Annotated in this window: 28 protein-coding genes and 1 pseudogene; all 29 read right to left on the minus strand. The window is 40.3% G+C overall.

All coding sequences use genetic code 11. The features are described from left to right. A pseudogene (locus FC14_RS10930) lies at positions 1-276 on the minus strand (RNA-guided endonuclease TnpB family protein); the annotation flags it as partial. A 214-nt stretch (positions 277-490) separates the two neighbouring features. Then, a complete protein-coding gene (locus FC14_RS08140; protein ID WP_056977294.1) occupies positions 491-1,753 on the minus strand; it encodes a LysM peptidoglycan-binding domain-containing protein in 1,263 nt (420 codons plus the stop codon). After that, positions 1,746-2,051: a phage holin gene (locus FC14_RS08145; RefSeq protein ID WP_056977296.1), complete on the minus strand. Its 306-nt coding sequence runs from the start codon at positions 2,049-2,051 to the stop codon at positions 1,746-1,748. Before FC14_RS08145 ends, FC14_RS08140 begins: the two co-directional genes overlap by 8 nt. Then, on the minus strand, positions 2,048-2,353 hold the full coding sequence (locus FC14_RS08150; protein WP_056977298.1) for a hypothetical protein: 306 nt from the start codon (positions 2,351-2,353) through the stop codon (positions 2,048-2,050). Before FC14_RS08150 ends, FC14_RS08145 begins: the two co-directional genes overlap by 4 nt. Before the next feature lie 49 nt (positions 2,354-2,402). Continuing rightward, the gene (locus FC14_RS10425) at positions 2,403-2,546 is read right to left on the minus strand and encodes an XkdX family protein (RefSeq protein ID WP_082618723.1); all 144 of its coding nucleotides are present in this window, start codon (positions 2,544-2,546) and stop codon (positions 2,403-2,405) included. Then, positions 2,547-2,903, minus strand: coding sequence for a hypothetical protein (locus FC14_RS08155; protein ID WP_056977300.1), 357 nt, complete (start codon positions 2,901-2,903; stop codon positions 2,547-2,549). Positions 2,904-2,914: 11 nt separating this feature from the next. Further along, positions 2,915-3,328: a pyocin knob domain-containing protein gene (locus FC14_RS08160; RefSeq protein ID WP_056977302.1), complete on the minus strand. Its 414-nt coding sequence runs from the start codon at positions 3,326-3,328 to the stop codon at positions 2,915-2,917. Between the two features lie 13 nt (positions 3,329-3,341). After that, positions 3,342-3,788, minus strand: a complete 447-nt coding sequence (locus tag FC14_RS08165; RefSeq protein ID WP_056977304.1) for a fibronectin type III domain-containing protein — start codon at positions 3,786-3,788, stop codon at positions 3,342-3,344. Between the two features lie 6 nt (positions 3,789-3,794). Then, complete coding sequence (locus FC14_RS08170; RefSeq protein WP_056977306.1) at positions 3,795-4,304, minus strand: Ig-like domain-containing protein; 510 nt, start codon at positions 4,302-4,304, stop codon at positions 3,795-3,797. Positions 4,305-4,311: 7 nt separating this feature from the next. Further along, positions 4,312-5,166, minus strand: a complete 855-nt coding sequence (locus FC14_RS08175) for a hypothetical protein (RefSeq protein ID WP_056977308.1) — start codon at positions 5,164-5,166, stop codon at positions 4,312-4,314. A 14-nt stretch (positions 5,167-5,180) separates the two neighbouring features. Then, complete coding sequence (locus FC14_RS10935) at positions 5,181-7,136, minus strand: phage tail spike protein (protein ID WP_082618724.1); 1,956 nt, start codon at positions 7,134-7,136, stop codon at positions 5,181-5,183. Positions 7,137-7,138: 2 nt separating this feature from the next. Beyond that, positions 7,139-7,855, minus strand: coding sequence for a phage tail family protein (locus FC14_RS08185; protein ID WP_056977310.1), 717 nt, complete (start codon positions 7,853-7,855; stop codon positions 7,139-7,141). Beyond that, complete coding sequence (locus FC14_RS08190; RefSeq protein ID WP_056977312.1) at positions 7,842-12,491, minus strand: tape measure protein; 4,650 nt, start codon at positions 12,489-12,491, stop codon at positions 7,842-7,844. The genes FC14_RS08185 and FC14_RS08190 overlap by 14 nt, the downstream gene beginning before the upstream one ends. Before the next feature lie 3 nt (positions 12,492-12,494). Next, complete coding sequence (locus tag FC14_RS08195; RefSeq protein WP_056977314.1) at positions 12,495-13,133, minus strand: Gp15 family bacteriophage protein; 639 nt, start codon at positions 13,131-13,133, stop codon at positions 12,495-12,497. A gap of 12 nt (positions 13,134-13,145) precedes the next feature. Beyond that, on the minus strand, positions 13,146-13,580 hold the full coding sequence (locus tag FC14_RS08200) for a hypothetical protein (RefSeq protein ID WP_056977316.1): 435 nt from the start codon (positions 13,578-13,580) through the stop codon (positions 13,146-13,148). Positions 13,581-13,641: 61 nt separating this feature from the next. Next, entirely contained in the window at positions 13,642-14,220 is a 579-nt protein-coding gene (locus FC14_RS10940; RefSeq protein ID WP_056977319.1) for a phage tail tube protein, read from the minus strand. A 12-nt stretch (positions 14,221-14,232) separates the two neighbouring features. After that, on the minus strand, positions 14,233-14,622 hold the full coding sequence (locus FC14_RS08210) for a minor capsid protein (RefSeq protein WP_056977321.1): 390 nt from the start codon (positions 14,620-14,622) through the stop codon (positions 14,233-14,235). After that, positions 14,612-14,992 (minus strand): minor capsid protein, encoded by a 381-nt coding sequence (locus FC14_RS08215; protein ID WP_056977323.1) that lies wholly within the window; start codon positions 14,990-14,992, stop codon positions 14,612-14,614. Before FC14_RS08215 ends, FC14_RS08210 begins: the two co-directional genes overlap by 11 nt. Further along, complete coding sequence (locus FC14_RS08220) at positions 14,993-15,343, minus strand: putative minor capsid protein (RefSeq protein WP_056977325.1); 351 nt, start codon at positions 15,341-15,343, stop codon at positions 14,993-14,995. Beyond that, entirely contained in the window at positions 15,337-15,723 is a 387-nt protein-coding gene (locus FC14_RS08225; protein WP_056977326.1) for a head-tail connector protein, read from the minus strand. Before FC14_RS08225 ends, FC14_RS08220 begins: the two co-directional genes overlap by 7 nt. 16 nt (positions 15,724-15,739) lie before the next feature. Continuing rightward, complete coding sequence (locus tag FC14_RS08230; RefSeq protein ID WP_056977328.1) at positions 15,740-16,774, minus strand: hypothetical protein; 1,035 nt, start codon at positions 16,772-16,774, stop codon at positions 15,740-15,742. Between the two features lie 15 nt (positions 16,775-16,789). Continuing rightward, positions 16,790-17,410, minus strand: a complete 621-nt coding sequence (locus tag FC14_RS08235; protein WP_056977330.1) for a phage scaffolding protein — start codon at positions 17,408-17,410, stop codon at positions 16,790-16,792. Positions 17,411-17,549: 139 nt separating this feature from the next. Further along, positions 17,550-17,825 carry a hypothetical protein gene (locus tag FC14_RS08240; RefSeq protein WP_235719942.1) on the minus strand — a complete coding sequence of 92 codons (276 nt, stop codon included), beginning with the start codon at positions 17,823-17,825 and terminating at the stop codon, positions 17,550-17,552. Then, positions 17,806-19,482 (minus strand): phage minor capsid protein, encoded by a 1,677-nt coding sequence (locus tag FC14_RS08245; RefSeq protein ID WP_082618725.1) that lies wholly within the window; start codon positions 19,480-19,482, stop codon positions 17,806-17,808. Before FC14_RS08245 ends, FC14_RS08240 begins: the two co-directional genes overlap by 20 nt. Then, a complete protein-coding gene (locus FC14_RS08250; RefSeq protein WP_056977332.1) occupies positions 19,439-21,019 on the minus strand; it encodes a phage portal protein in 1,581 nt (526 codons plus the stop codon). Before FC14_RS08250 ends, FC14_RS08245 begins: the two co-directional genes overlap by 44 nt. 13 nt (positions 21,020-21,032) lie before the next feature. After that, on the minus strand, positions 21,033-22,340 hold the full coding sequence (locus FC14_RS08255) for a PBSX family phage terminase large subunit (RefSeq protein ID WP_156655777.1): 1,308 nt from the start codon (positions 22,338-22,340) through the stop codon (positions 21,033-21,035). Then, positions 22,333-23,172, minus strand: a complete 840-nt coding sequence (locus tag FC14_RS08260) for a terminase small subunit (protein WP_056977335.1) — start codon at positions 23,170-23,172, stop codon at positions 22,333-22,335. The genes FC14_RS08255 and FC14_RS08260 overlap by 8 nt, the downstream gene beginning before the upstream one ends. Positions 23,173-23,384: 212 nt before the next feature. Next, the gene (locus tag FC14_RS10590; RefSeq protein WP_156655778.1) at positions 23,385-23,603 is read right to left on the minus strand and encodes a hypothetical protein; all 219 of its coding nucleotides are present in this window, start codon (positions 23,601-23,603) and stop codon (positions 23,385-23,387) included. A gap of 431 nt (positions 23,604-24,034) precedes the next feature. Beyond that, positions 24,035-24,385: a type II toxin-antitoxin system PemK/MazF family toxin gene (locus tag FC14_RS08265; RefSeq protein ID WP_056977337.1), complete on the minus strand. Its 351-nt coding sequence runs from the start codon at positions 24,383-24,385 to the stop codon at positions 24,035-24,037. Between the last annotated feature and the right edge of the window lie 2 nt (positions 24,386-24,387).

The following is a 24,387-nucleotide window of genomic DNA, read 5'->3' on the forward strand; positions in this document are numbered from 1 at the left end:
TTTGCGTTTCATTTGAGTTTTAACGGTTTTATAACGAGCAATCACGGTTCTAATTACAGATTGAGCCATTTGTGATTTAAGCATAAACAAACTACGTAAATTAGTATACAAAACTTTGTTTAATCGACTTTGTTTCATATCAAAATCATGATTAAAAATGTATCCAGAAACGTAATTACAAGCTAAGCGATATTGTTCCATCGTATTAGTAAAACTCGAAGCAATATCTGCGTTAACAAGATTTAATTTCACTTTAACAGCAACTTGCATTTCCATTAGGTTCACCTCACTTTCTTCACGGATAATTATAGCACTTTTGTTCGGCAAATACACATAATAAGGAGGCGAAAGGGTAAAAAGTAGATTCTTACGAATCTAAAGTGAGGGCTATCCCTCCAGTGGTTAAAACCACTGGTATCCCGCCCTAAATTAATGAATTTTTTGTAAAAAAATAAGCCCACCTCCCGCAGGAAGTGAGCAGTAAACATATTTAATAATGCAATGTTTGACCTACAAAGATTAAGTTAGCATTACGAATGCTGTTCTTACTTTGCAGATTATAAACGCTCGTACCTAACTTAGCAGCAATACCGCTTAAAGTATCACCGTAGCGCACGATGTAAGTTCGTTGAGCGTACACATTTCCAGTTACCTTTAACCGTTGTCCCGGATAAATTCTGTTAGGGTTGCTTAGACCATTCAACGCTTGTAATCTTTGCCAAGTTGTTCCATAATGACTAGCAATCCCACCTAAAGTGTCCCCGTATTTAACGTTATAGTAGCTTGAGTTGTTAGATTGAACTGGAGTTGTTGTTTGTAGAATTTCTACATCAGATTTGCTAATCCATGACATAACACCGTCTAGCAACACTTTATTACCAGATACTTGGATAACTTTATAAGAATTACCCTTGATAAAATTAGGAACATATTGACCTGTAGCCCAGCGAGTAGCAGAATAGTTCACTTTAACAGTATATCCTACTGTAATATCACGCTTAGGTGTGTTATCAGCTTTAATACCTGCATCAATCGCTTGAGTGTGTGTCTTAGGTTTCTCTGGATTACCATTCTTGTAGCCATTGTCAGTAATCCCAGTTAAGTCAATATCTCCGTCCAATCCACCAGCGATGTAAGTTGAAGTGAATTGAAAAACACCGATGTTCTCAAAGCTCGGGAAATAATTGTAGTTAGGCTCTGGCGTTACGGCATAGTTTGGATATTCCGCTAACCACAACTGACACAAAGTGGATAATAATTTTAAATCAGTGTTATTAACTAAGTAATCCTTATATCCATAAACCATCGGTGTATATCCCGCTTCTTTAATACGTTTAATTGCGTGAACAATTGCCTGCGTGTTCTGATAACCAGATTCAACGTCTAAAGCCACAATCGAACCTTTTGGAGTTTGAACCTTTGGTAAAAAATAATTCAATACATAATCTGCTTGACTATTTGAAGTCACATTCTGCCACCAAATATACGTATGTGCCCTCTTATTTTGCGCAATAGTTGAGCTTACTTGTGTTGGGTAAGTCCATTGGTCATATAAATCCCAACCAGTAGTGGTCCCACCAATCTGGCTGATTGAAAACTTGTCATGCGCGTATCCCCAAACACCATTTGTGCCTTGATACTTAGACCAATCGACACCATGGTCTCCTTTAGCAGCATAAACATTTACAGGCACTAAAAAAAGCCCAACCAAAATGGTTAGACCTAAAAGCCGTTTCTTATTTAATTTAATCATGCTTACCACCTTTTTCTTGGTGCTGAGACGCGAGTTTTAAAGCCTCGTTCGCAGTCTTGTCAATAGACTTTACTGTTTCCGTGTCGACAGTAACTCCATCGACCAAACCTAAGATACCGCCAATCGTCAAAATCGTATTAACCAGGTCCATGATTTGGCCGACGTCACCTGTGAATTTCAGGTTAAAAATCGCACACAGCTGCTGCGCTAGAACAATCAATAGTAGTACTAAAGAAGTAACTGTTTTGCGATTCAGCTTGCCATCTTTATCAAGAAATGCCTTAAATACTTTTTTCATTTTATCCCCTCCAATCGTTTAATTTTTTCATCGTGAAGTAGAATCGCCTTATCATGTTCTTCTACTTCATCTTCCAACTTTTTTAAGCTTCTGCGTTGTTCCTCAAAGTTATTATTAAGTTGCTTAATCGTACTAGTTAATTCTTTAAATTGCTGTTGCAGTGGATAAGTTCCAACACCAATAGCATTATTCAGTACTTTAGCGCCATGCCGAATTAACCAGTACACCGAACTAAAAAGGACGGAAATAACCGCCAAGATTGACGCTATCTCCGCCCAGGAATATCCTAGTAATGTATGCACATGCATTCACTTCCTTAAATTTAAACTACCTCCCACCCACCACTAATAACTAAGCTGTCAAAGTATTATCTTCTGGGAACATTTTATTGTAATCGTCCTGACTGAATTGTTTAACCTCTAGTAACAACTTAACATCATCCTTAGTGAAAAGCCCCATTTTATAAAAACTATTAACAAAACTATAAGTGTACATCTATTTTTCCTCCTTATTTACTGCATTTTGTAAAACTAATGTCTTAACTGCCCCTTGTAGGTCTTGCACCTGCTTAGTTAAATTGGCAATCATTACTACCTGCTGCGCCTGTAACTGCTCGGCTTCTGTTGGTTCTGGTTTAACTTCTGGAACTATATATTTTTTCTTCCATTCTTCTTCTGTCAAACTATCCCAAGAATTTGTACTTTCATTCCACGTTGGATTATATAAACCCGCCCCGTTACTATCTACCGGTTCAACCGTTGTTGCGTTTTCTGGTAAAGCGTAATTATCTGGATAATCGCTTACTGGATACATGTATCTTTTTGTTTCTTTATCGTAAATAAAAATTAACATATGATAACCTCCTACTTATCTTCTACTGATTGTACTCTAGCCCAAGGTCCCCATACGTTATTTGTTCTAATTCTGTAAAGCATCCCTACTCCAACTAATATCATTATCTGTGTGCAAATTTCAGTACTTGCTCCTATTTGTAACAGTGTTCCCCAAGCATTGATTTTTGAACCTTGTTGAGATTTTGGCCACGAGGAGTTTGTAGCTTCTCCCCACAAACCTACTGTATGAACACCTTGCGTTAAGTTGTTCAAATCCGTACTTGCTCCAGCGCCAATAAATTTGCCAATCTTAAAATTAGCTGTATCTTTTTGGTTTAAAGCCGTTACTCCATCATCAATAGTTTTAACCTCTTTAAAATTAGCGTTAATCTTATCCAAACCATTTTCATCCCCACGGGGAATACTTGTAATATTTACCGTCATTTTATGACCACTCCTATCTTAAATAAATTGCCTTATAGCCCACAAAGGCACAATAGACACCGTTTTGTAAAACTAACTTAGTATTTTCTGCTAGTTTATTGAAGCTAGATTGAAGTTCAATCGTGCTCTGACCGTTAGTACTTGCTATCACTTTGGCCGTTAAAGCTTCCCTGTTGCCTCCACCAAACATCCCTTTAGGTTCCGTTCCAATTGGAACTAAACCTAAGCTGTACTCTTGGTACATCAGGTTGACTGTGCTATCAACTGTTAAACTCTTAGCAACTACCAAACGGACTCCTCTCGTTCTAACCGTTATCGTCGCCTTCGTTCCTTCACGTTTCCCATTGTAGGCTGCAACACTAAACTGGTAACTTGTATTAGGCTGTAAGCTACTGAAACTATAACTTTTAGAACTGATAGTTGTTACTAAACTAGAGCCATTATAAATTCGATAATTCATTTTTCATCACGTCCAACTTAAAGTCACGCCACTAGATGTAACATTACTTGATGATAGATTACTTACATTAACTAAGGCTTCATAAACAGTTATTGTAAGCATATTAGAGGTTTTCCCGGCTAAACTAGCAGTAATCGTGGTAGTACCTACTCCCACCGCACGGACATTTCCGCTATTATCTACAGTTGCTACCTCAGTATTAGTACTTGCTAAAGTTGGGGTTCCGCTAGTCTGGTTAGGTGGCGTTACTGTCACCGTAATTTTAGCCGTACCACCAACCTCTAAACTAGTTTTGTCGATTGCTAAGGTGATAGTTGCAATTAGAATTTCTGCTGTTGTTACCGTGATAATATTAGACTTAGCGCTTTCTCGCAAACCATTGTAGGCTGAAACAGCGTAGCGATAAATTGTCTTAGGCTGTAACCCTGTATCCGTATAGGTTTTTGCATCCGTCACTTCTGCAATTTTGGTTAATTCACCAGAAGAGCCTACCCCTCTGTAAATATAAAACTTCATTTTAAAATCACTCCCAAATCAATTTCTCTGTAGTATCATTAATAGCCGTTGCATGTAAATTTTGTGGTGCTGTAATAACATTATTATCTTGGGAAGTGCTGTTACCACTATTTCCCTTAATAGCTGCAGTTGTATCAACAGTTCCTAAATCAAAACTTAGCGCCTTATAACCATCAATCAAGCGCCATTTATCTTGCTCAAAGATAGGCGCCCCTGTTAACCGATAATTGGTTGGTAAATGTACTAACACAGTATTAGCATCTTTGTACTCCACCGTAGCTGGCACATCAACGTTATTAGTTCCACCAAACGAACCCTTAGGTCCTGTCCCAATTCCATCCGGTTCCGTTCCTAAAGCATATTCGTAGTAGCGGACTTTTACATCTGGGTTCCTATTTTGATTATGCTTGATAGTGACCGTAAACCCACTAGGAACATAGGAACCGATTAATTGCTCTAAATATTCTATTCGATCATCTAGCGTTAAATAAGCACCATACCTTGAACTACTTCTTGCTAAAATAACTTCACTATCCTTAGTAGCGTTAGATATCACCGACTTAAATGCATTTTCTAAATCGGTCTGCCTGCTCTCAACTTGTGTTTGTCTTGCTACCAGGTCATTTTTAGTTCTAAGCACATCTAATTTAAAGGCAGCTTCGTCATTAACTAAATATTCCGCTATTTTTGCAGTAAATATCGTCCATTGTGCTAAAGCTTCGCGAACATCCTTACCATACATCTTTTCTCTCAACCACTTGGCTACTGTTTGCGCCACACGATCGACATCGCCAACCGATACATTACCATTCAATTTTCTAATGTCTTCATCTGTAATCGGCGTTTTATCTCTATACGTCACTTTCTCACTTCCTTTCAGTTAAGATAAGCCTTGAATTTGTCACTCGGTTCCGTATTCATATCAACGTTGCCAGTGATTCCAGACACACGGCCTTTGCTTGTATATTGCCAGAGATCATAAGGATGTGTAGGCTTAGTACTATTGACGATAGATCCATCATTTTGTCCATAGCTTGGGATCCAGATTGCACCAGCTCGAGCTGTGTTCAGATTAAAGCTATCATATAGATGATTAGCGATATACAAGACTATCCTGTTGTCTGGAACACCTAAAGCATTCAACTGTGACATAAACGCTTCGATCCCGGCTCGCATTTGCGACACATTGCCACCCATTTCTGTACTCTCGACATCGATCGCATAAAAAACAGGCTGTTGCTTACCTGCAACAACCCGTTGTGTACGTTCGTAAAAATCTTTAGCTTCTTGCTGTGCATCTGCTGTTGATGTGCCACGGAAGTACGCATATACTGCATACTTTCCACCAGCAGAGATACATTTCTGCAGATTTTCCATGTATTTGAGATCTTGATGCGACGATCCGTCTTGTATTCTGATAATGCTTAGCGTGACATCATCGCTAACAACAGCATTCCAATCGATCACGCCTTGCCACTCGCTAACATCGATAATCTTACCGATATGCAGAGGCTGAGGTTTATCTGGTGTCTGTGCGTTTACTTTATTTTCGAGATCTTTTAACGCAGCGCTTAGATCTTTAATTTCTTGTTGGGAGCTATTAAGTTTTTTTAGCAGATCTAACGTGCTCATTTTTTGATCACGGATCAAGCTGTAAAAAGCATTTCGTTCAGCTTCATAAGCGTCTTTAGCATTACCTAAATACTCATTAAGGGCTAACGGATCGTTGCTAAGAGTTACTGTCGTGTTCTGCACTTGGAGCAGATCAATCGTCATTGCGATCACCCTCTCGCTGATCTCGATACCTTGCAACTGATTAACAACTGCGATTGTATCGCCACAAGCTAACATATCAGCATTGTCATTAATATAAGACAGATCAACGTAACTTAATTGCAATTCGTATTTGATCGCTTTTTGTGACGCTAGGTAATTTCTGCCTTTTTGTAACAACATATCAGCCGTTGTGACATCATCCCACGTTTGCGCTTTTGTTCTGATTCCAAACTCTTTGATCAACTCTTCATCACGCAGATATACATCGCCGTCATTTACGCTTGCAATCGTTAATCTTGGACTCGATACCTCTGTCTTATTTTCATCCTCGTTGTGTCGCTCCTGCGTTGCTCCTAGTGGCTTTAACACTGTGATCACTTCGGTAGGATCAATATTTCTTGAGGATGATAGCATGTTATGTGCCAACTGGATCTTCTGCTTTGCTGCATTTCCAATCATCGGTTTATAGTCCAAGTACAAGATCCCTGCTTCATTTCTAAGTTTTATTTCACCACCTAGACGACTAACAAGCTTGTCCTGAATGTTTTCATAGGTGTCTTTAGTATCATCAACGAAACGATAAACGTTATCGGTAGAATTTGTTACGGTGACATCACCCAGTCTGATCTGCTTATAACTTTCGACTTGTTTGTTATGCTCATTTATAAGCGCCTGTAAGAAGTCTCTAGGCGTTGTATTATGATACTCGGCCCAAGGTTGCGCACTATCATGTAAAAAGCCCTCTAGTCCCTCACAGACAGCTGTTTTTTGAATGATTCCACTTGTGTCCATACTATCGGAGTAAGTCAAGACACGCCCTTCAAAAAGTACTCTATTCAGATCTGGTCGAACCACTTTAACAAAAAAATTGTACGGCTTAATGACTGAGTATAATTTGTGTGATGGATCCAGCGTAAAAGTAAAGCTATCATAAGCACTCACGCTTTTTGAAATGCTTGCTGATACTAATCTGATGCTCTGATAAGCGTCAGAATTAAGTAACATCTCTGTACCGTTCCAACCTTGTCGGATCGTAACACGGTAACCTTTACTCATTACTAAATCACCTCTTCAGTCCAATCAAATGATACTTTGCCATTTCCCACGATCGTGAGTAAATTTTCACCTTTAGCCAAGATCATATCTTCACTTGAATTACCTCCAGCACGCAGATGATATCTTTGATCACCTAACACTAGATCAACCGGCTTCTCGCATGTCACTTCTAATGTAGCTTCTTTATCGCCTGTGTTGATAAGTAAGATGTTTTCATACTCGTGCACATCAAACTCAGTCTCTTGTGCAGCATCAAGATCAAAGCAAAACGGATCCCACACATCATCAAATCGCTTTTTAAGTCGGTATGCGTCACACTGAAAGACAATCGTCAACTTTGAAAAGTTGTAATTTTCTTCTAACGTTGGCGCCGCTTGTACTTCACCCACAAAAGCATAGTTAGGCATTGCATCATCACGTAAAATCACCTTGCCGATCGGCTGATACAGCCAATTAGTGATCTGTGTCACTTTGCTATATAACTCATACGGATCTTCGCGTCCATATGGTAATTTGCACGGAAACGTAATCGTACGTTCATCATAGATGTTTTGCCCGTAAACATTGCTTAAATCGATGACTTTTGAACTATACGGCAAAGTTACTAAACTCTTGCGCTTAGCCGGTAATGTGATCTGTTTTGTATCTAAGACACGCAAACCAAAATCGCTTGAATGATGTCCGTTAAACGTAAAACCATACGGCTTAGAATTTGACATTTACCGCTAGCCCCCTTCTTCCTAAGTTATCTCTTTGCGATCGCTCTCGTGCGCCGTATTGCTCATAAGCTGTAGCAAAGCTACGTCCATCCACTTTGATTTGTTTGTCTGCGATTGCATCTAATTTTCGGTTGATCTCGGCAATTTGGCCACTGTAATCAATCGCGGCTGAATTTGAACCACCATTCGAGGTTACAACTGGTTGTGATGTGCTAGGCATCGTAGCATAGCCGTTGACTCCACTCGTCCGAGCACCGTCAATAATATGTGCAATCTTAGCACTAAAGCTATTAGGGTTGATCTCAGCGCGTTGCTTGATTGCGCTTGCTAATAAGCTATCAGCGTTCGGCTTGCGATTGTTGATCACAAACTCATCGCCGTCCTCTGCGATCCAAGCTAATTGTTTATTATAGACGTGTCCACCGTTGGCATAACCGTGACCGTGTCCGATCACAGCAAGCATGTCAGATCCGTAGCGAGCTTTAGCATAATGGATCGCTGCTAACATGTTATCGTACCCGTTAAAAATATCTTTATGACCCGGAAACGCGTGCGCGTTGAACGTCCTTGAAATAGTTTGTAATAACCCTTTAGCCAAATCACCACTGATTGTGTTTTGATCAACGTACCCATTTTGCACTGCTTTCGGATTGCCTCCAGATTCGCTTTGGATTTGACGCAACCAAGCTTGTACATAAGCATCTGATGTTGGCAAACCGTTAGCGGCTAACGCCTTTTTAACATATGGTTCCCAGCGTTTTGCACCTTCGCCCGGTGGGTTACCGCCAGATTCGTCAAACTTCTTCTTAAATCCGTCTAAAATACCTTTAAACCAGTCAACTGCTTGTTCAGGCACATATTTACCAGCACCCTCTCCGATGTCATGCCAAATAGCTTCAGCGCTATTCTTGCTCTTTTTGAAAAGTCCAGTTAATACACCTAACGGATCCTTGAGTGCATCTTCTAACTGATCAATCTTATCAGCTAGCCATTCACCAACATCACCACTGACATCACCGATCCAGTCTGCTGCTTTTCCTAACCAGTCGCCAAACCCGCCCTTATATTGTGGCAAGCCAAGCAACATAGCGGTTTGTTTAGCCGGCATAACAGCATCACCTGCTTCGAGATGTGTTAAGACGTTGCGCTCTTTCGGAACTTCAATAGATCCATCGCGTCTGAAAATAGCTTCTCGATAAGTTGGGCTTTCTTCGTCATTGACCAGAGCTAATGTTGATCGTGACATTCGACCACCCTTAGCAAGTTTAGGTATTGGTGAAATCGTTTGTTTCTTACCGCCGAAAAAGTGAACGACGTTGTTGATTCCACCAATACCGCCATTAAGGAAATCAATGACAGCGTTTAAGCCATTTCTAGCATTTTTCTTGATGCTATCCCAAATACCAGAGAAATAATCTGAGATACTACTCCAAACACGCTTCCAAGTTTGACTAATAGAATCGAGAATGCTAGACATGGTATCTTTCAAAGCGTTAAAGTTTTTTGATGCTTTATTTTTAGCGTTTGCGCTGTGTTCGCCGACATAATCGCTGACACTCCCCCACGCTTTACCAGTCACGCTTTTTACAGCATCCCACTTCTCACTAACTGACGATTTCAAAGCTTCGGTATTCCTTTTGGCAACTCTGTGCGCTTTATCGGTCATGTTACCGATCGTATCTTTGATGTTATTCCATTTATCGGACGTAAATTTTTTGATATTATCCCATTTGTCTCCGATCCAGTTACCGACTTTAGTGAAAGCTTTATGCACTGGCTTATAAACAGCTTCTGTTGCATCCACCACTGCATCTTTAATGCCGTTCCAGATTTTAGATGCTGTCTTTTTCAGTCCGTTCCAAAGATCTGTAACAACTTGGACTACCTTATCCCACGCTTTTTTGATAGGCTTATAAATTGCCAGCGAAACATCAATCACGGTGTCTTTGATACCATTCCAGACTTTTTCAGTTGTCTTTTTGATACTGTTCCAGACGCTTGAAGCGGTTTTAGATATTGCTTTCCAAGCCGCTTCAAGTGGTTTATGCACAGCTTTCCAGATGGCGACGATCGTAGCTGACACTAGGACGATAGGCGCTAAGATCACGGCACCAATCGCCTTAAATGTGATCTCAGCAACTTTCTTGATAGCATCCCAAGTAACAGACAGTGCCTTGCTCAACGGCTTCCAGACTTTTACTATGCCATCAATAATCGATTCCCAAACTTTCACTAAAGCTTTCGTTGCACTTTTCCAAGCGTTCTTGATCGTATCAATAACGCTATCAGCCCACTTCTTAAAGCCTTTATTGTTGTCATACAATAGCTTAATAGCTCCTGCGATCGGGTTAACGAGTAATAGACCTAGACCTTTCCAGTTCTTCTTGATCCAACTGATCACGTCTGATATACCATCAACGATACCGTGATAGATCTGTTTGCCGACTTTAGCGACTCCAGACCCGAAACTCTTAAGTGAGTCCCAAGTCTTATTTACCCAATCTCTAAATGGCTTGAAGTGTTTGTAAGCCTCGTAAACTGCGACTCCTAAAGCGATGACTGCACCGATAATCAAAACAACCGGATCTATCGCCATAACAGCATTAAACGCCGCCTGAACACCAGTAGCAATTTTAGTCGCATTGGACAAGGCTGTAACGCCTGCGCTAACACCATCAAAAATCACTTTGGCACCTTTAAGCGCTACAATAGCTGTACCAATACTTCCGATCGCAACACCTACCGCTTTTAATTTACCTTCATGCTTAGTGATCGCCGAAGCGCCTTTACCAGTATCGTTAAGTGCAGGAATAAGAGGTGATATTTTATCAAATGCAGCACCTAACGCTTTACCAACAGCATTGAGCACATCCGCGAATGTAGCGAATGCTGACTTAGCAATGACGCCCGCCATTTCTCCTAATGCTCGAACTACTGGCTTAATAAAATTCAAGACAATGTTTAAAGATTGTGAAACAGTTGAAAATACGCGTGCAACACCGCTAAAGTCCATTTTACCCTTAGCTTTATCAGCTTCATCGCCTGTTAGTCCTAACCCCTTAGCTAAACTCCTTACAATATCCACAGCTAGCGAAAATGCGCCACCTGCGATCACGCCTAAAAGCCCACCGATTGCTTGTTCGATAGGCTTGATTGCTTCCATCACTCGATCAAAGCTCTTCTTAAAACTTTCGACATTTTGAGTGACTTCTTTATTATTCAACACACCCGCCACGTTCGCCTTGAAACTCATCGCAAACATTGATAAAGTGTTACCGATTGCTCCAAATACACCGGAAAATACACCACCAAGCGCATCAATGACTTTTTTGTTATTTTCGATTGTCTTTGTAATCTTGCTAAACGTATCTTGAACAATGTTACCCAGACCATTGATAGGGCCCGTAAACTTATCTTTACCAAATGCGTCAATGATGTTCTTCATACCGTCGACAACTGCCGCTTGCAGGTTACCGATCGCACCTTCAAACGTTTTAGTTGATTCAGCCGCCTTTTTAGCGCCATCTGTTTGACCTAATTTAGTGATCGCGTCAGCAAATTCGTCAGCTGTGATCTGCCCATCAGCCATCGCATCCCTAAAGTTACCCGTATATGCTCCAGCATCTTTCATTGCTTTTTGAAGTACACCAGACGCCCCGGGGATCGCATCGGCTAATTGGTTCCAGTTTTCGGTAGTCAGTTTACCAGCTCCGGCGGTTTGAGTAAGCATCATTGCGACAGATTTAAACGTTTCAGCATTACCACCGGCTTGAGCATTTAAGTTCCCCGCGGCTTCCGTTAAGCCCATATAGTTCTTGATGCCGTTAGCGGCTAACTGAGCTGTTGTGTTTGAAATGTCATCAAGATCATAGACCGTCTTATTGGCGTATTCCATAACCTCATCAGATGTCTTCTTGATTTCCTCTTCACCGAAACCGCCAAGTTGCATCGTGGATCTAAACTTATCCATTGCATCCGAAGCATTTGCCCCTTCAACTGCAATATCCTTTAAACCATCTACAACGGTAGTAACACCGCTCGAAACAGCGCCACCAAGAAACGAGCCAGCAACGATCGTCTTTAGACGTGCAAAGCCTGTTTCTGTACTCTCGACCTCACTTCGGATAGCCTTGAGTTTATCACTAGCATTATCGTTTAACTGGACATCTGTCAGTAGCTTAGGCGGTATTCTTTTGAGCAAAGATTCATAATCGATCACTTCATCTTTTTGTGCTTGTGCTAGGATCTCTGTACGTAGTTTTTTAGGTACTCGCTTTAAAAGGCTTGTAAAATCATCTATGCCGGCTTTTCTAGCATCAGCGTCTAACTTTACCTTTTGCTCTTTTGGAAGCTTACGGAGGCTAGTGATGACTTTTTGCGTACCTTTTTGAGCTTCGCTATCATCAACTTTAGGTGTGATCGTAGCTGTTGGCTTCTTTAGTTCGTTGTCAACATCTTTTTTGACAGCTTTAGCTTCGCTGACAACATTATCAGCTGACTTTTTAAATTCATCATCCATCTTGTCACCGGTATTTTCACCGATTGCTGACAAGATCTTATTAATTTGTTCTTTGTCTGACTCCAGTTGTTGCGTCTTGACATCAAAATCAATAACAACACTTGCATCTGCTGCCATTCACTAGCCCCCTTTCCTAACTTGACCTTGCATAGCTTTAAACATAGCTGACAGTGCTGACGTTTGTTCAACTTGATCCTGTTTTTCTTCTGTAACGCTTGAATCATCTAACATATAGTAGTTCTTTGCTTCGTTCAACTGCTGTTGCGCTTTACTATCATCGATCTCGCTTAAATCTCGCTGTCTAATGGTGATTATGCGTTGCATATAAGATCTATCGCTCAAACCGTCAAATAATGCTTTGAACGTTCGCCAGTGCATTTTCCCGCGCTGTTCAAGTAAATTAATATGATACTCACTCATAAAGCTCGCAAAAATCGCTTCTGCGTCTTGTACGTAATCAAAATACTTAATTGGCGCTAGCCCAAAAGGATTTCCACCCTGTGCATTATTTCCGTAAGGTTCTGAGGTTATTTCTTCGCTTATCGCATCAAATACTAACTCGTAAAAATTTGGATCACTGGGAAGATCTTGATCATCTAAAAAAAGTTTGATCGCACAATCGGTCTTTTCAGCATCCGATAGATCTGCATCAGAAGATAACTGCAAGTATTGGATAACAGTATCAAAAGCTAAGTCTAGGTGGTATGTTTTACCCTCGAAAATCACTTTATTTAACGGATCTCGCGTTAAACTTAGCATATTACGTCACCTCTAGTGGTTTTTCTTGTACTTAGCTCGACGTTCTGCACGGTTTTTAGCTTTATTTTCACGCACAGCATCATTTGCAGCATTATTCAATAAGGCAACCAAGGCAGTCAATGCTTGAGTTGATTCATTGTAGTACTTATACAAGCGTTCGCCCTCACCTTCGCCTAACAGTTGATCTAAGGCGTCAACAACTACTACCTTGCCTTTATCGAAGGCTGCCATTAATTGTTCTTTTTGTTCGGCATATTCTTTCTTGGCAAATTGCTCTAGTTTAGCATCGTCATCAAAGTCTTTTGTTGCTTCTGCTACCTTAAGTTGCATATCAGCTACAAGCTTGGCAAATTTGTCGTTAAAGATAAGTTCATATTCTTCGCCACCGATTTGTACGATCTTTTTGTTATCGACTGTTAATTTTTGATCTAAGTTAAGTACTGACATTTAAATTACCCTTTCTTATTTCGTCTCACTTTTCTCGTCTCTGTTTTTAAATTTTATGTTTCTAGTTTTGGCTTGGTGTGATCACAGTTGTAGCTGGTGCAACTGTTGCTGTGTACGTTCCGTCACTATCTGGGCGATCGCTCATAGTCAACTTGCCATCGATAGCAACCGGTGCACCGTTAAATACGATCGTAACTTGGAAAGTTTGATTAGCATTAGCGTTCCCACCAGTTGGAACGATGTTAGAGAGTGTTACTTCTGCTAAAATGGCTTCACCGTTATCAATCCAAAGAGCACGCGTATGCAATGCGTTACCGATCGCAAATTGTTTAGATGCAACATAATCTTGTGCAGCATCCCCAATATGACGCTTACCAGTAACCGCTAATTGATAACGTTTTGATGTGACCTCAGTAGATCCAAAACCATTACCAGCATAGTCAGCATCAGATTGTGATGTTTCGTTGGCACTTGGTGTGATCTGCGTAATATCTAACGCTAACCACGCCCATTTACCTGTAGTAACATCATCTAAGTCTGTTGCATCTGTTGTATCAAGATATAATTTATTAACAACGTTTAGCGCTGCGCCATTTGTAGTTAATTCTGTACCCGCAATGGGTTTTGTATTTTTCGCCATTTATACGGCCTCCTATCGTTTTGTGTATACAAAAACGGCGATGTCTAATTCATACATCACCGTTCCTGCTGTATCTTCTAATAATTCACTTGGCGCACTCGATACTTCTAAATTGTTGAACCGGAAACTACCATTATCGCTTAATAGTTCATCTAAACCGTTCAAGTAGTTACTGATCGCAAATAATTTTTCTTTAGCCTCTCGTGCGCTTTTTGTTTTGATCGTGATCGCATAGTTGTATTGCCAAAGCTGATTACCTGAGTAGTCAGCTTCAACAACGTGTGATCCTTGCACAGGTACTAAGCCAATATCGCTATCAGGTGATAGATAAGCCACTTTGAGCTTTTGCCCTGTACCTTTTATGATCGACTTTGCTAATGACTCTTGAAGATCAAGGTCCATTCCACTGAGCCCCCTTTACAAAAGCTTCTTTGACTAATGCCATATCATGCTTATTACCTTTTAGCCGTAGATCCCAACGCCTTGAAGTACCCGGGGTCGTGTAATTATGCACGCGATACCCGGGAGCAGGGCCTACAAACCCGTAAAATTGAGCTCTAGCATAAACAGCACTGTAATTGATACTAGTCCCATCGCCGTTCACAAACGACATGCTCCGTAAATTTGTAGAAGCATCTGTGTGAAGCATAGGCACATACTTTTCCATTGCTTGATGCGCGTCATTAGCCGCTGCCTTTCGCCCACGAACTAAACTAGCATGACTAAATTTTCTCCTTAGTCCATCGCTATGGATATCAACTCTGATCCCCACTCAAATCACTCCCAATTTATATTGATAAAGTTCATTGCTAAAAGGATCTCTGGACTCACTGACGTTTGTCAAAGTGTATTCAACACCGTTATACTCGATCTTTGATCCAAGATGATTTTTGGTCAACTCAATAAACGGCGTAGTGATTCCAGCATATAACATGATTGTCGCATTAGATACGATCTGCCGATTGTTATTAGATCCTTCATAAACAGTTCGAGCATGGACCACGCAATTATCTAATTTGATCTCGTCGAAATTAGTAGACTCGCCGTAAATGTCGTCAGGATCTTCAACTTTAAGTTTCAAGATAATACTTTGATTGCACATGCTCTTTGGTGGTTTCAACATACGTCCACACCCCCAAATAACAGGTCCGTCTGATAGAGATAGTCTAAAGCGACATTATAGATACCTTTTGTACTGCTATCCTTGAACGTTCCCTCTGTTGTAACAGTGGTTCCATCAATGGAGACGCTTTTCACTGCTTTTTGAGCCATATCATATTCAGTTGATGCACCAACATCATTTGTGTAATCGATCTGAGCGACTAAAGCCAATTTGAACATCTTAACACGCCATTGATCTGGATCTTCATCAATGTTGTTTCTGATGTAAAACATTTGTGTAGCTGTATTCAAAAGCTTTGTCGCATCCCGTTCCAGCTTGATATATACCTCTTCATCTCTTACTTGTCCACCAAGTTCTTGGTACTCCGAAAAGCTCAGCATTTAGCTCAGTCCTCTCTTAAGCTCCTGTGCCACTTGTTGCAACTTCTGCACCCGGAACTAATGCAGGATCTAATTCAGCTTTGTATGCCACAACACCGATCGTACGTGGATCAATGCCATCTACAACTTCCCAAGTACTGGACTTACCAAATTCGTCCATGGTTGGGAATGTGCCTTTGGCTGGTGCAAATGATGATTTTACAGATGTACCAGCAACGTGGATCGTGCCTACACGTTTTTGAACGATCACATCAGTACCACCGTCTTTGATCGGATCATATTTAGTTTCAGTACTTGCTAAAATGCTGGAATAGCGAACTGCACCCGGAGCAAAAATATAAGATGTTGTTGTTGGCTTTTGCTTGTTGCTCAAGTCAACTGGAATATCGTCATCAAGTACGATCCGCAAGCCGTTATACGCTTCGAATGGCAAAGCACCATTTTGTGGCTGGATCGTTTCGATAAGATTTTGCATCTTCATCATCGAGTAAGTAGCAGAGTTGACCGCAATCGCACCAAAAGAAGTATCTTGCAAGTCGCCCATCAAACCGATAGCGGCGATAAATCCTTTAGCGCTAAATGCTGCATCTGTTGGCGTTTTAACAGTAGCGTCATAGAATTTTGCATTTTTTACTTTGCTGACTCCCATCACACCATTTAAAACAGCAAGCAACATCTTTTCATCTGCTCGTGTCCAGAAATTAGCAAAGCGATTGCCGATCGTTGTTTGAATAGGTGCGCCAGAGATCATTTGTGACAACGAAGTGTACCCAAAAGCTTTAGTTTGGTAAAACTTCAAGCCTAATTGCTTCCCGGATGTGAGTTGATTTACTTGAATATCATCCGTATCAGTCCAGTTGTCCGGATCTCCGTCTAAATCATTAATGAACGGTACTGTGATCTTTGTGCCAGCCTCTAATAAACGTGGTCCAAGATCTGGATCGGGTGTCAAAATACCACTTAGCACAAAGCGGTTAGTTTTAAGTGCTGTATTCAATACATAGTTCCCAAAGACCTCAGGAACAATCATATCTGATAAATGTGTTGTCATTAAAATTCCGCCTTTCTATTTATTGTTATTGCCGAACAAACTTTGCCATTGCGAAGGATCTTTTCGATATAGATCGGTCTGTTCGTCTAATGACATATTCTTAGGATCCTTAGCCACGTTAGAACTAGGATTACCACCGGCAAACAGGTTGACAGGGCCCTTTTTCTCTAGTTCTATTTGTTTTGGTGTAAACAAATAGGCATCCGTCTTTTGAAGTTCTTCTAACTGTTCGGCAATTCCGAATAGCTGACCATCTTCATCAACAGATACCTTGTCTAAATCTAACAGAGCAAGAACCGCTTTGGTATTTTTAGCCCCTGCATCTTTCAAAGCATTAGTGATTGCAAAATCTTTAGCTTGCTTCGTGATCTTACTTTGATAATCTTTGGCAGTTTGCTCATTTTCTTTTCGCAACTTATCAATTTCTTGGGCTAACTCTTGATTATCACCAACAGTCTTCTCAAGTTTCTTCAGTTGTTTGTCACGATCACCGATTTGATTTTGCAAATCTGCTACCTGTTCTTCTGCTCGTGCAAGTTTTCCCTTGATCTCATTTGTCGACTTACCATGTTGAGCCAAAACGGCTTGCACTTGATCGTCACTAAGTCCTAAATTCTGCAAAAATTCTCGTTGCATTATGCGATACCTCCTAACGTATTTATTTTACGTGGAACGCCCCACGCTGATCTGATTGCATAAAAAATAAGCCTTTTTACGACTTGCTTAGGTCAAATATTAGAGTTTTTTGTAACAAAAAACACCGGTTTCCCGATGTTTAAGCTTTATCCCAAATCGTTTCTAACTTAACTGCGTTATCAGTTGGATTACCATCAGGTGTATAAGCAGCACTTTCTGTAATGGCCAACAAAACTTTATTATCAAGATAATCACAACTTTTATCAGTAACAGCCAATCTTATTTCATTTGATCGCCTATCTACATATTGTTCAAACAGATTATATAATTCAGGAAACTTTTTCTGAATAAATAAATAATCCTTAGCATCAAAATATAAGTATCCGATTTCCATATTATCCAACTTTTGACTCATTTTTTATCTTCTTCCTTTTGGATGGTTCAATAGTAATTACAAGCCCTGTAATTTTGCTAACAAAAACTTTCCAACCATCGTATGCATATCCTTCCGCTTTATCGCTATCTTCTATCTGGTTACCATTTTTCAATACCTTATTAATAGTATCAATATCCGTTCCGATTCTTCTAAGAGGATTTTCCTTTGAATCCCTATGCGAATGGTCAAATCTTGCACCAAATATCCGTGGAATAGCGTGGTCAGATAACCCTTTTATTAGCAAACCGTTTTGGGTATAAGAACCACTTATCTTTTTATTAAATTCTCGATCTATATTGATAAAGTCTTGATAAGTTACGACAGGTTCTACCATTCCTTGTCTTCGCGCCTTTACATAGGCATTGACAATTCCTCCCGTATCTTTATTATACAACAGTTTCTTATACTCTTGCACATCTTTAGGAAATCCGTGTGGACCATATTCTTTATGCAACGCAGCTAACTCTTTTTTCAATACTTCATGGCTTCTAATCCTTGGATTACCAATTTGCTCACGATCATACTGCCGTGTCAAAAAGTCGTTATTCTTCACTATCTCTCGTAACTTAGACTGATACCCTCTAATGGCTTGATTAAACTTTCTCTCGCTTGATACGTCATTTTGCCGCCTGGCAAGATCCAAGTCGTACTTTAGACGTCTGATATTACGCTCGTAGTACCGTTGTTTTTGCTGAATCTTTTGCTTTTCGACTGCTTCTTTAGGATCGTATTGCTTTTGGAAATTATGCGACACACCTTTGATATACGGATATAATTTGTGTCCACAATTTATTCCAAAGCATCCACTTGGTTTACCATAACCGTAATCATAGATGCTAGGATATTCAGGATCATATCTTGAACTTTCTCTTGGGACGATATTGACTATCTTTCCTTGAATAGGGGCGCATGCAGGTCTTGATGCTGGATGACTAGACATAGTTGCTAGCACACTATCAAAATCTTTCATGCTTTGAATACGAAGATCGTTATAAGTTCTAGCTGTAGTAGTACGGATTACAGTGCGAGTATAGCCTTCTAAGCTCCAGTTGTGTCCGGCTTTGTCTACTAAATTAGTTTTGATACCATTATCACGCCATTTATAGATATTGTCCTTTAAGGCTCTGTCAGGCGTTTTGAGACCTGTTTGCACTTCTAAGACTGTTTGATTGATAATATCTTGATAAACTCTCACAGCCCCATTTCTCGCACGATTAGTGGATAATAGCGACTGATTAACATTATTATCAATATCTCTAAACGTTTGTGCAGCATAACTATTAACGATGCTGTTCACTTCTGGACTGATCGGCTTATTTTGTTTCAGCGCATCTGATAGTTCAGCATTGATGTCCTTTGCGACTTCTAGCCCATCATCTTTGATCAAATCATAGATATAGCTCTCAGCTTTCCCAGAAGTATTTGCGACAACTCGGATCGTATCCTTAGTAAGAGCGCCAATTTTAGCTAAAGCTCTTAGACGCCATTCTAAAATACTATCTGGATCATCTTGATTTATTAATTCAGGTCTCGTTGCCTTGAAGTTATCTATCAGCAAATAAAAGATCTTTTGTTGTAGCTTAACGTAATAATCAGCTATCTTGTCCGCTTTCGCCAACATCTGTTCTAGTTCCATCGTCAGCACCTCCGAACAAGCCTACCTCACCACTTGGATCAGGATCATTACCAACCTTTTCACTGTTGAGTTGTTGCATCCATTCATCAGCAGTCGCCTCATCCAAGCTATAATTGCGCATCCAAAACTGTTTTAGAGGTAAAGCATTAGCAGATAAAGCTTGCAGATCGTTTTTCAGTTGCGCATCTTGATCAATAAATACACCATCGTTGAAATCGATGTTAATATTGACCTTTTGCACATCACCAGTCCAGCGAGCTTTACCATCGCTAAAGAGTTCGCCACATTGAGCAAGCTCTAAAATAGCGTCTACTAACTGAGTGATCGTCTTTTCGACCATGGTCAGATAACTTGATCTAGTTTGATACGTCATTGAATTGTTTGAAACTACTTCTGTCGCAGTTTGTATACCGCTGGCACTTTGGGTAAACGTTCCTTGCGAGAGTCCGATCTCGTTTTCAAACTCATGCAAGAAAAATTCCATTGTGCTTGAATACTGATCCACACGGATTGCAACAGACATATCATGAAAGCCAATAGCGTCATCATCACCGTACATAGCTTGGTAAACTGTTTCATCTGGATCAAACATTGGTGGATGAGTATCATTATCTCTCCGCCTTGAATTAGCATTTGGACGTTTTAACCACGACTTAGGAACTACCATACGTCTTTTGCCTGATCTAACGTCCCAAATAAATTCATCATGGGTGCGATTGATCGCATCTACTGTCGATCTAGCGTTATCGATCAAACCTAACCCCAACGGGCTTTCTAACATTTTGTTGTTAGCCCCGGGAGTCTTGAAGAAAGCGAACAAAGGTTTAACTAGACCCGTTAGCGTCGCCGTTTCTTGCGTATCAGCATATTCTTCAATTGAACTTAACGGGACTTGCACCCCAACACTATCAGCGCTATCCGATCGGTAAAGCTCATTTGTGATCACATAGTTGTCGCCTTGCCATTCGTGGAACTCAAGGAGCGTATAGTAAACATTCTTGTCATCTTCAACGACTGTTGTCTTACTTGCGATTGCAGCCTCTTTGACATCGTTTGTGTTAACATGCAACGGATAAAATTGGTCTGCCGTGATCCAAGCAAGTTTTATCTTGTCATCTTGCACATAAGGTCTGATAGCTCCACTACCTAAGGCGATCCATTTTTCAAGGTATTCTTCAAAAGTTAAGTAGAACTCATTATCTAAAAAGACACTTTCAAGCAACTCATTTGCCTTCTTGTCATCTCCGATCTCGACCTTGCATCCCTCGTTAAAGATGATCGAGGCTAATCGTCTTGCAGCTAACTTAGTTACGTTGACAGTTTCATACTTACGCGTACGCTTATCGCCATAGCTATTAATAAATTCAATAGGCTTAAAATCGTTAGAATAATACTTCTTAGCTACGTTTATGCGTGTATATTCACTTGGGTCCATTGCAATCCGTCTATCATCAGTAACTAACGTCAAACTCTTTATCATGCCTAAACTTGCACCACCTTTCCTAAACCAATTTTTTACCGTTGAAAGCACGCTCATGTTGTCGCCTCCTTTACCACTTCAAGTCAAAGTCACGTTCGTTATCCAAGCACAGATACATGAACTGATCGCAAGTATGATCTTTTTCCTTGATAACTTTAGGATCATCGCTATTCAATGTTTTCTCGTCCCACCGATAGTCACGATGTTCGGATAAAAAGACTTGATTATTTTCAATATCCAGCACAAAAATACGACCTTGCGCAAGCATATCCTGCGCCCGGTCGATCATCTCAACTTTTTTCTTTTTAGCCACTTTGTGCCAGTGCACACCAAACATCGAATAATATTGATTATCTAACGCACCATCTGCACTATCTGCTGTCATGTTGGCTGGATCCATATTATAGCGATCGCATATTCCTTCAACAAAGTCATGCACATCTTGTGCCAGTTCTGTCGGTGGCTTTTTGCGCACCTTACCCGCTGGGCTGTAATAATACGTATCTAACACATAAAGATTACCGTTCACTGACAGACCATAAGCGCCACAGGTAGTTGCAGATACATCGTGACCAATATCCATTGAAAAATAAAGATCAGTCAGATAATCATTATCAGGTATCTGGTCCACCTTTTTGAATAAATCGAAGTTATAGACGTTAGTACCAAGTCCTACGACTTCACCTAAGTAAAGCCACCGATAATAGTCTGGATCATTTTCTTTGTACTTTTCGATGAGCTTTAGTTGTTGATCAGTGGTAAAGCCTAGCTCATCATCTAGGTAAGTGCTCGTATCGATAAAATAGTCTGGATCGTTTTCTTTATCAGTCACCCACTCATTTACCCAATCATAAGGGTTTCTTGGTGGGTTATAACTAAAGAATACTTGCACCGTATCAATATACCTCGCTTTTTGCCGGATAAATGTCGGGATCGCTTGATCAAATACATCTGGGCCCTTCATGTTCGCAGCCTCCTCAAACCATACCGAAACAATGTCACGTACCGTATTTGACTTAAGTTTGAAAGGATCATCAGCACCATAAAAATAAAACGTGCTTCCGGTCCGTCTATGCACAATCCTGAGCGGTGATGAGTATGCTCTGAACTCATCGGATACATGCAATAGGTCCATAGCCCACAAAATTTGATTATAGACACTATCGCGCAAGTATGTTGCATTCTCACGCACACAGATCACGTTAGCCTTACGATTTTTTTGGGTCTGTTGCAACACATTGACAACTAGACGTAAGCTGATCACAGATGACTTGAATGACCCACGACCGCCCTTAGCGATGATATACGGCTTTTTAGTGTTCCACATACCGTAGAAATGTGGGTTTATCTGCTCAGATAGCTTTACAATATTAGTCATCTTGTTTAGCCTCCTCAATGTCATTTAAAACAACTGTCTTAGGTTTGTCGCTTGTATCATCAGCACTTGGCAGACGCTCAAGCAATTCTTTCATCGCTCTTTGTTTGTCATACATCTCGACAACAGCTTCGCCATCGTTGATGCGAATACTCTTGACGTTCGATGTGTCGATCGTATCGCTATCTTTAAGCAAGACTAGATTTTCATAGTAGAATGCTTGTTCTCCTGTTTCTGGGTCGATTTTAGGATCTAAACGATAGTGTCCATTAGCATCTTCATACTCACCCGTGTCGTCAGGTACTTTATTCCACTTAAGGCGCTTAACTGTCTTAAATTCTAAAACGTCTGTAACGTCGCTGTGAGCTTGTTTAAGATAGCTGAGCATAATATCATTAGCCGTTGCATAAAGTTCAGCAGACTGCTGTTTTTTTAGCTCTGTGAGTTGCTTTTTTACCTGAGCATTTCTGAGCAATCTAGGTCCGTTTGTCATTGCTGTTGGATAGTCAGCGCCATAAGCTTGCTGATACGCCCAAGTAGCGTTGTATCGTTGCAAGTAATACAAACAAAAGGCTTTTTGACGGTCTTTTAGCTCATCGTTTTCGACTAGCTCATCGATTACATCCGGGCTTCTTGCCTGTGCAACTTTGCTCTTTTTTGTGTGCACCCTTTTTGCCTTTTTGTGTGCACCCTTTTTTGTGGTTGCATCTCTTTGCCAACCATTGCGACTTTTCCAAGATTTGACAGTATTAAGTGACACGCCATACTTTTCGGCGATGTCCTTATACTTCATTCCGGCTAAATAGTCCTTTTCAGCATCTTCAATGCGACTCACTTTATATCACCCACCTCCTAATTTGTAATTTAGTTCAATTACTTCTTGCCGTCTTTCTTGCTAGTCTCACGATCAAGCTTATTGATCAAATATTCTTCTAAGCCACAGCTCACAAGAGCAACGTCTTTTGTCTGTTTCATATTGCTCCCTTTCTGCAAAATAAAAAGCCAGCCTGGCTAGACTGACTATTCTCTACATTATTTAGGTTTAATTTATCTAATATTCTTTTTTCCTTCAAAACTTCGCTTTCTAAAACTATTCTTTTCTTCTCTTTTATACCAAACTTTTCTATAATCCAATCCATATACCTTCAACTTCTCTCCAGCGTGTTGTTCTAATGCTTTTAATTGTCCGGAATAGTTAGTATCAAACATATTATCTTTTTTATATAAATATTGTCTGTCTTTTCCTAAAACATCACGAACTGTCAATAATGACTAGACTTTATATTGAGATGAAATTCAAACAAAAGCAAGCCGGTGGATTTGCACCACACGAGTTTTCTAACCCAGCCACCCGATCGCGCTTGGTTTTAAGCTGGAGCTTGCATAATACCACTATAAGGGCAGTGGCCACCCGCATACATCATGGCATGCTCACATGCTCCTTCATTCTCAAAGGAGAGACATCATTCATGGCGGAATGATTTCATTACGAAAAACCAACATTTTTCGTGCCATCGGCACATTAACATAATATTACATAAAGTATCCGCTTGTCGTCCGCTCTTTTTCCGCCAATTTTCCGGTAAAATTCCATTTTTTATAAAATAGCCACATTTACAAGAGCATAAAAAAACGATATACTGAAGTTGTATCTATCAGCATATCGTTTCGTTCCTAGTCGTTCCCTAGGAACTTTTTTATTTATATCCAAACATCGCTTGGATAATCGTATCCACTTCGACGGGAACTTCAACCTTTTCGACAAAAGACCAGTCCCTGCTGTTGACATCTAAAGCCGTAAGCTGATTACACAGCAATGTACCTCCCGTCTTAGAATTATGTTGTTGTTTATCCCAGCTATATACTAGCGGATAATTTCTAACAGTAGTAGTAAACGGAATGGCAATTACGAATGGGCTTGTCCTATTTACAAGTTGTTCACTCACCACCAACCAGGGACGTCTCCCTCTTTGTTCACTATTACCGCTAGGTTTAGGACCACTTGAAATCGAAATGATATCCCCTCGCCCTAATACTTTTTTGGCCATGT

It is taken from the genome of Ligilactobacillus agilis DSM 20509 (assembly GCF_001436215.1).
Classification (GTDB): domain Bacteria; phylum Bacillota; class Bacilli; order Lactobacillales; family Lactobacillaceae; genus Ligilactobacillus; species Ligilactobacillus agilis.

Bases quoted from the DNA above. Each gene is read 5' to 3' on its own strand.
- FC14_RS08140 (WP_056977294.1), bottom strand. From the start codon at position 1,753: ATGATTAAATTAAATAAGAAACGGCTTTTAGGTCTAACCATTTTGGTT.
- FC14_RS08145 (WP_056977296.1), bottom strand. From the start codon at position 2,051: ATGAAAAAAGTATTTAAGGCATTTCTTGATAAAGATGGCAAGCTGAAT.
- FC14_RS10425 (WP_082618723.1), bottom strand. From the start codon at position 2,546: ATGTACACTTATAGTTTTGTTAATAGTTTTTATAAAATGGGGCTTTTC.
- FC14_RS08155 (WP_056977300.1), bottom strand. From the start codon at position 2,903: ATGTTAATTTTTATTTACGATAAAGAAACAAAAAGATACATGTATCCA.
- FC14_RS08160 (WP_056977302.1), bottom strand. From the start codon at position 3,328: ATGACGGTAAATATTACAAGTATTCCCCGTGGGGATGAAAATGGTTTG.
- FC14_RS08165 (WP_056977304.1), bottom strand. From the start codon at position 3,788: ATGAATTATCGAATTTATAATGGCTCTAGTTTAGTAACAACTATCAGT.
- FC14_RS08170 (WP_056977306.1), bottom strand. From the start codon at position 4,304: ATGAAGTTTTATATTTACAGAGGGGTAGGCTCTTCTGGTGAATTAACC.
- FC14_RS10935 (WP_082618724.1), bottom strand. From the start codon at position 7,136: ATGAGTAAAGGTTACCGTGTTACGATCCGACAAGGTTGGAACGGTACA.
- FC14_RS08185 (WP_056977310.1), bottom strand. From the start codon at position 7,855: ATGTCAAATTCTAAGCCGTATGGTTTTACGTTTAACGGACATCATTCA.
- FC14_RS08190 (WP_056977312.1), bottom strand. From the start codon at position 12,491: ATGGCAGCAGATGCAAGTGTTGTTATTGATTTTGATGTCAAGACGCAA.
- FC14_RS08195 (WP_056977314.1), bottom strand. From the start codon at position 13,133: ATGCTAAGTTTAACGCGAGATCCGTTAAATAAAGTGATTTTCGAGGGT.
- FC14_RS08200 (WP_056977316.1), bottom strand. From the start codon at position 13,580: ATGTCAGTACTTAACTTAGATCAAAAATTAACAGTCGATAACAAAAAG.
- FC14_RS10940 (WP_056977319.1), bottom strand. From the start codon at position 14,220: ATGGCGAAAAATACAAAACCCATTGCGGGTACAGAATTAACTACAAAT.
- FC14_RS08210 (WP_056977321.1), bottom strand. From the start codon at position 14,622: ATGGACCTTGATCTTCAAGAGTCATTAGCAAAGTCGATCATAAAAGGT.
- FC14_RS08220 (WP_056977325.1), bottom strand. From the start codon at position 15,343: ATGTTGAAACCACCAAAGAGCATGTGCAATCAAAGTATTATCTTGAAA.
- FC14_RS08225 (WP_056977326.1), bottom strand. From the start codon at position 15,723: ATGCTGAGCTTTTCGGAGTACCAAGAACTTGGTGGACAAGTAAGAGAT.
- FC14_RS08230 (WP_056977328.1), bottom strand. From the start codon at position 16,774: ATGACAACACATTTATCAGATATGATTGTTCCTGAGGTCTTTGGGAAC.
- FC14_RS08235 (WP_056977330.1), bottom strand. From the start codon at position 17,410: ATGCAACGAGAATTTTTGCAGAATTTAGGACTTAGTGACGATCAAGTG.
- FC14_RS08240 (WP_235719942.1), bottom strand. From the start codon at position 17,825: ATGAGTCAAAAGTTGGATAATATGGAAATCGGATACTTATATTTTGAT.
- FC14_RS08245 (WP_082618725.1), bottom strand. From the start codon at position 19,482: ATGGAACTAGAACAGATGTTGGCGAAAGCGGACAAGATAGCTGATTAT.
- FC14_RS08250 (WP_056977332.1), bottom strand. From the start codon at position 21,019: ATGAGCGTGCTTTCAACGGTAAAAAATTGGTTTAGGAAAGGTGGTGCA.
- FC14_RS08255 (WP_156655777.1), bottom strand. From the start codon at position 22,340: ATGACTAATATTGTAAAGCTATCTGAGCAGATAAACCCACATTTCTAC.
- FC14_RS08265 (WP_056977337.1), bottom strand. From the start codon at position 24,385: ATGGCCAAAAAAGTATTAGGGCGAGGGGATATCATTTCGATTTCAAGT.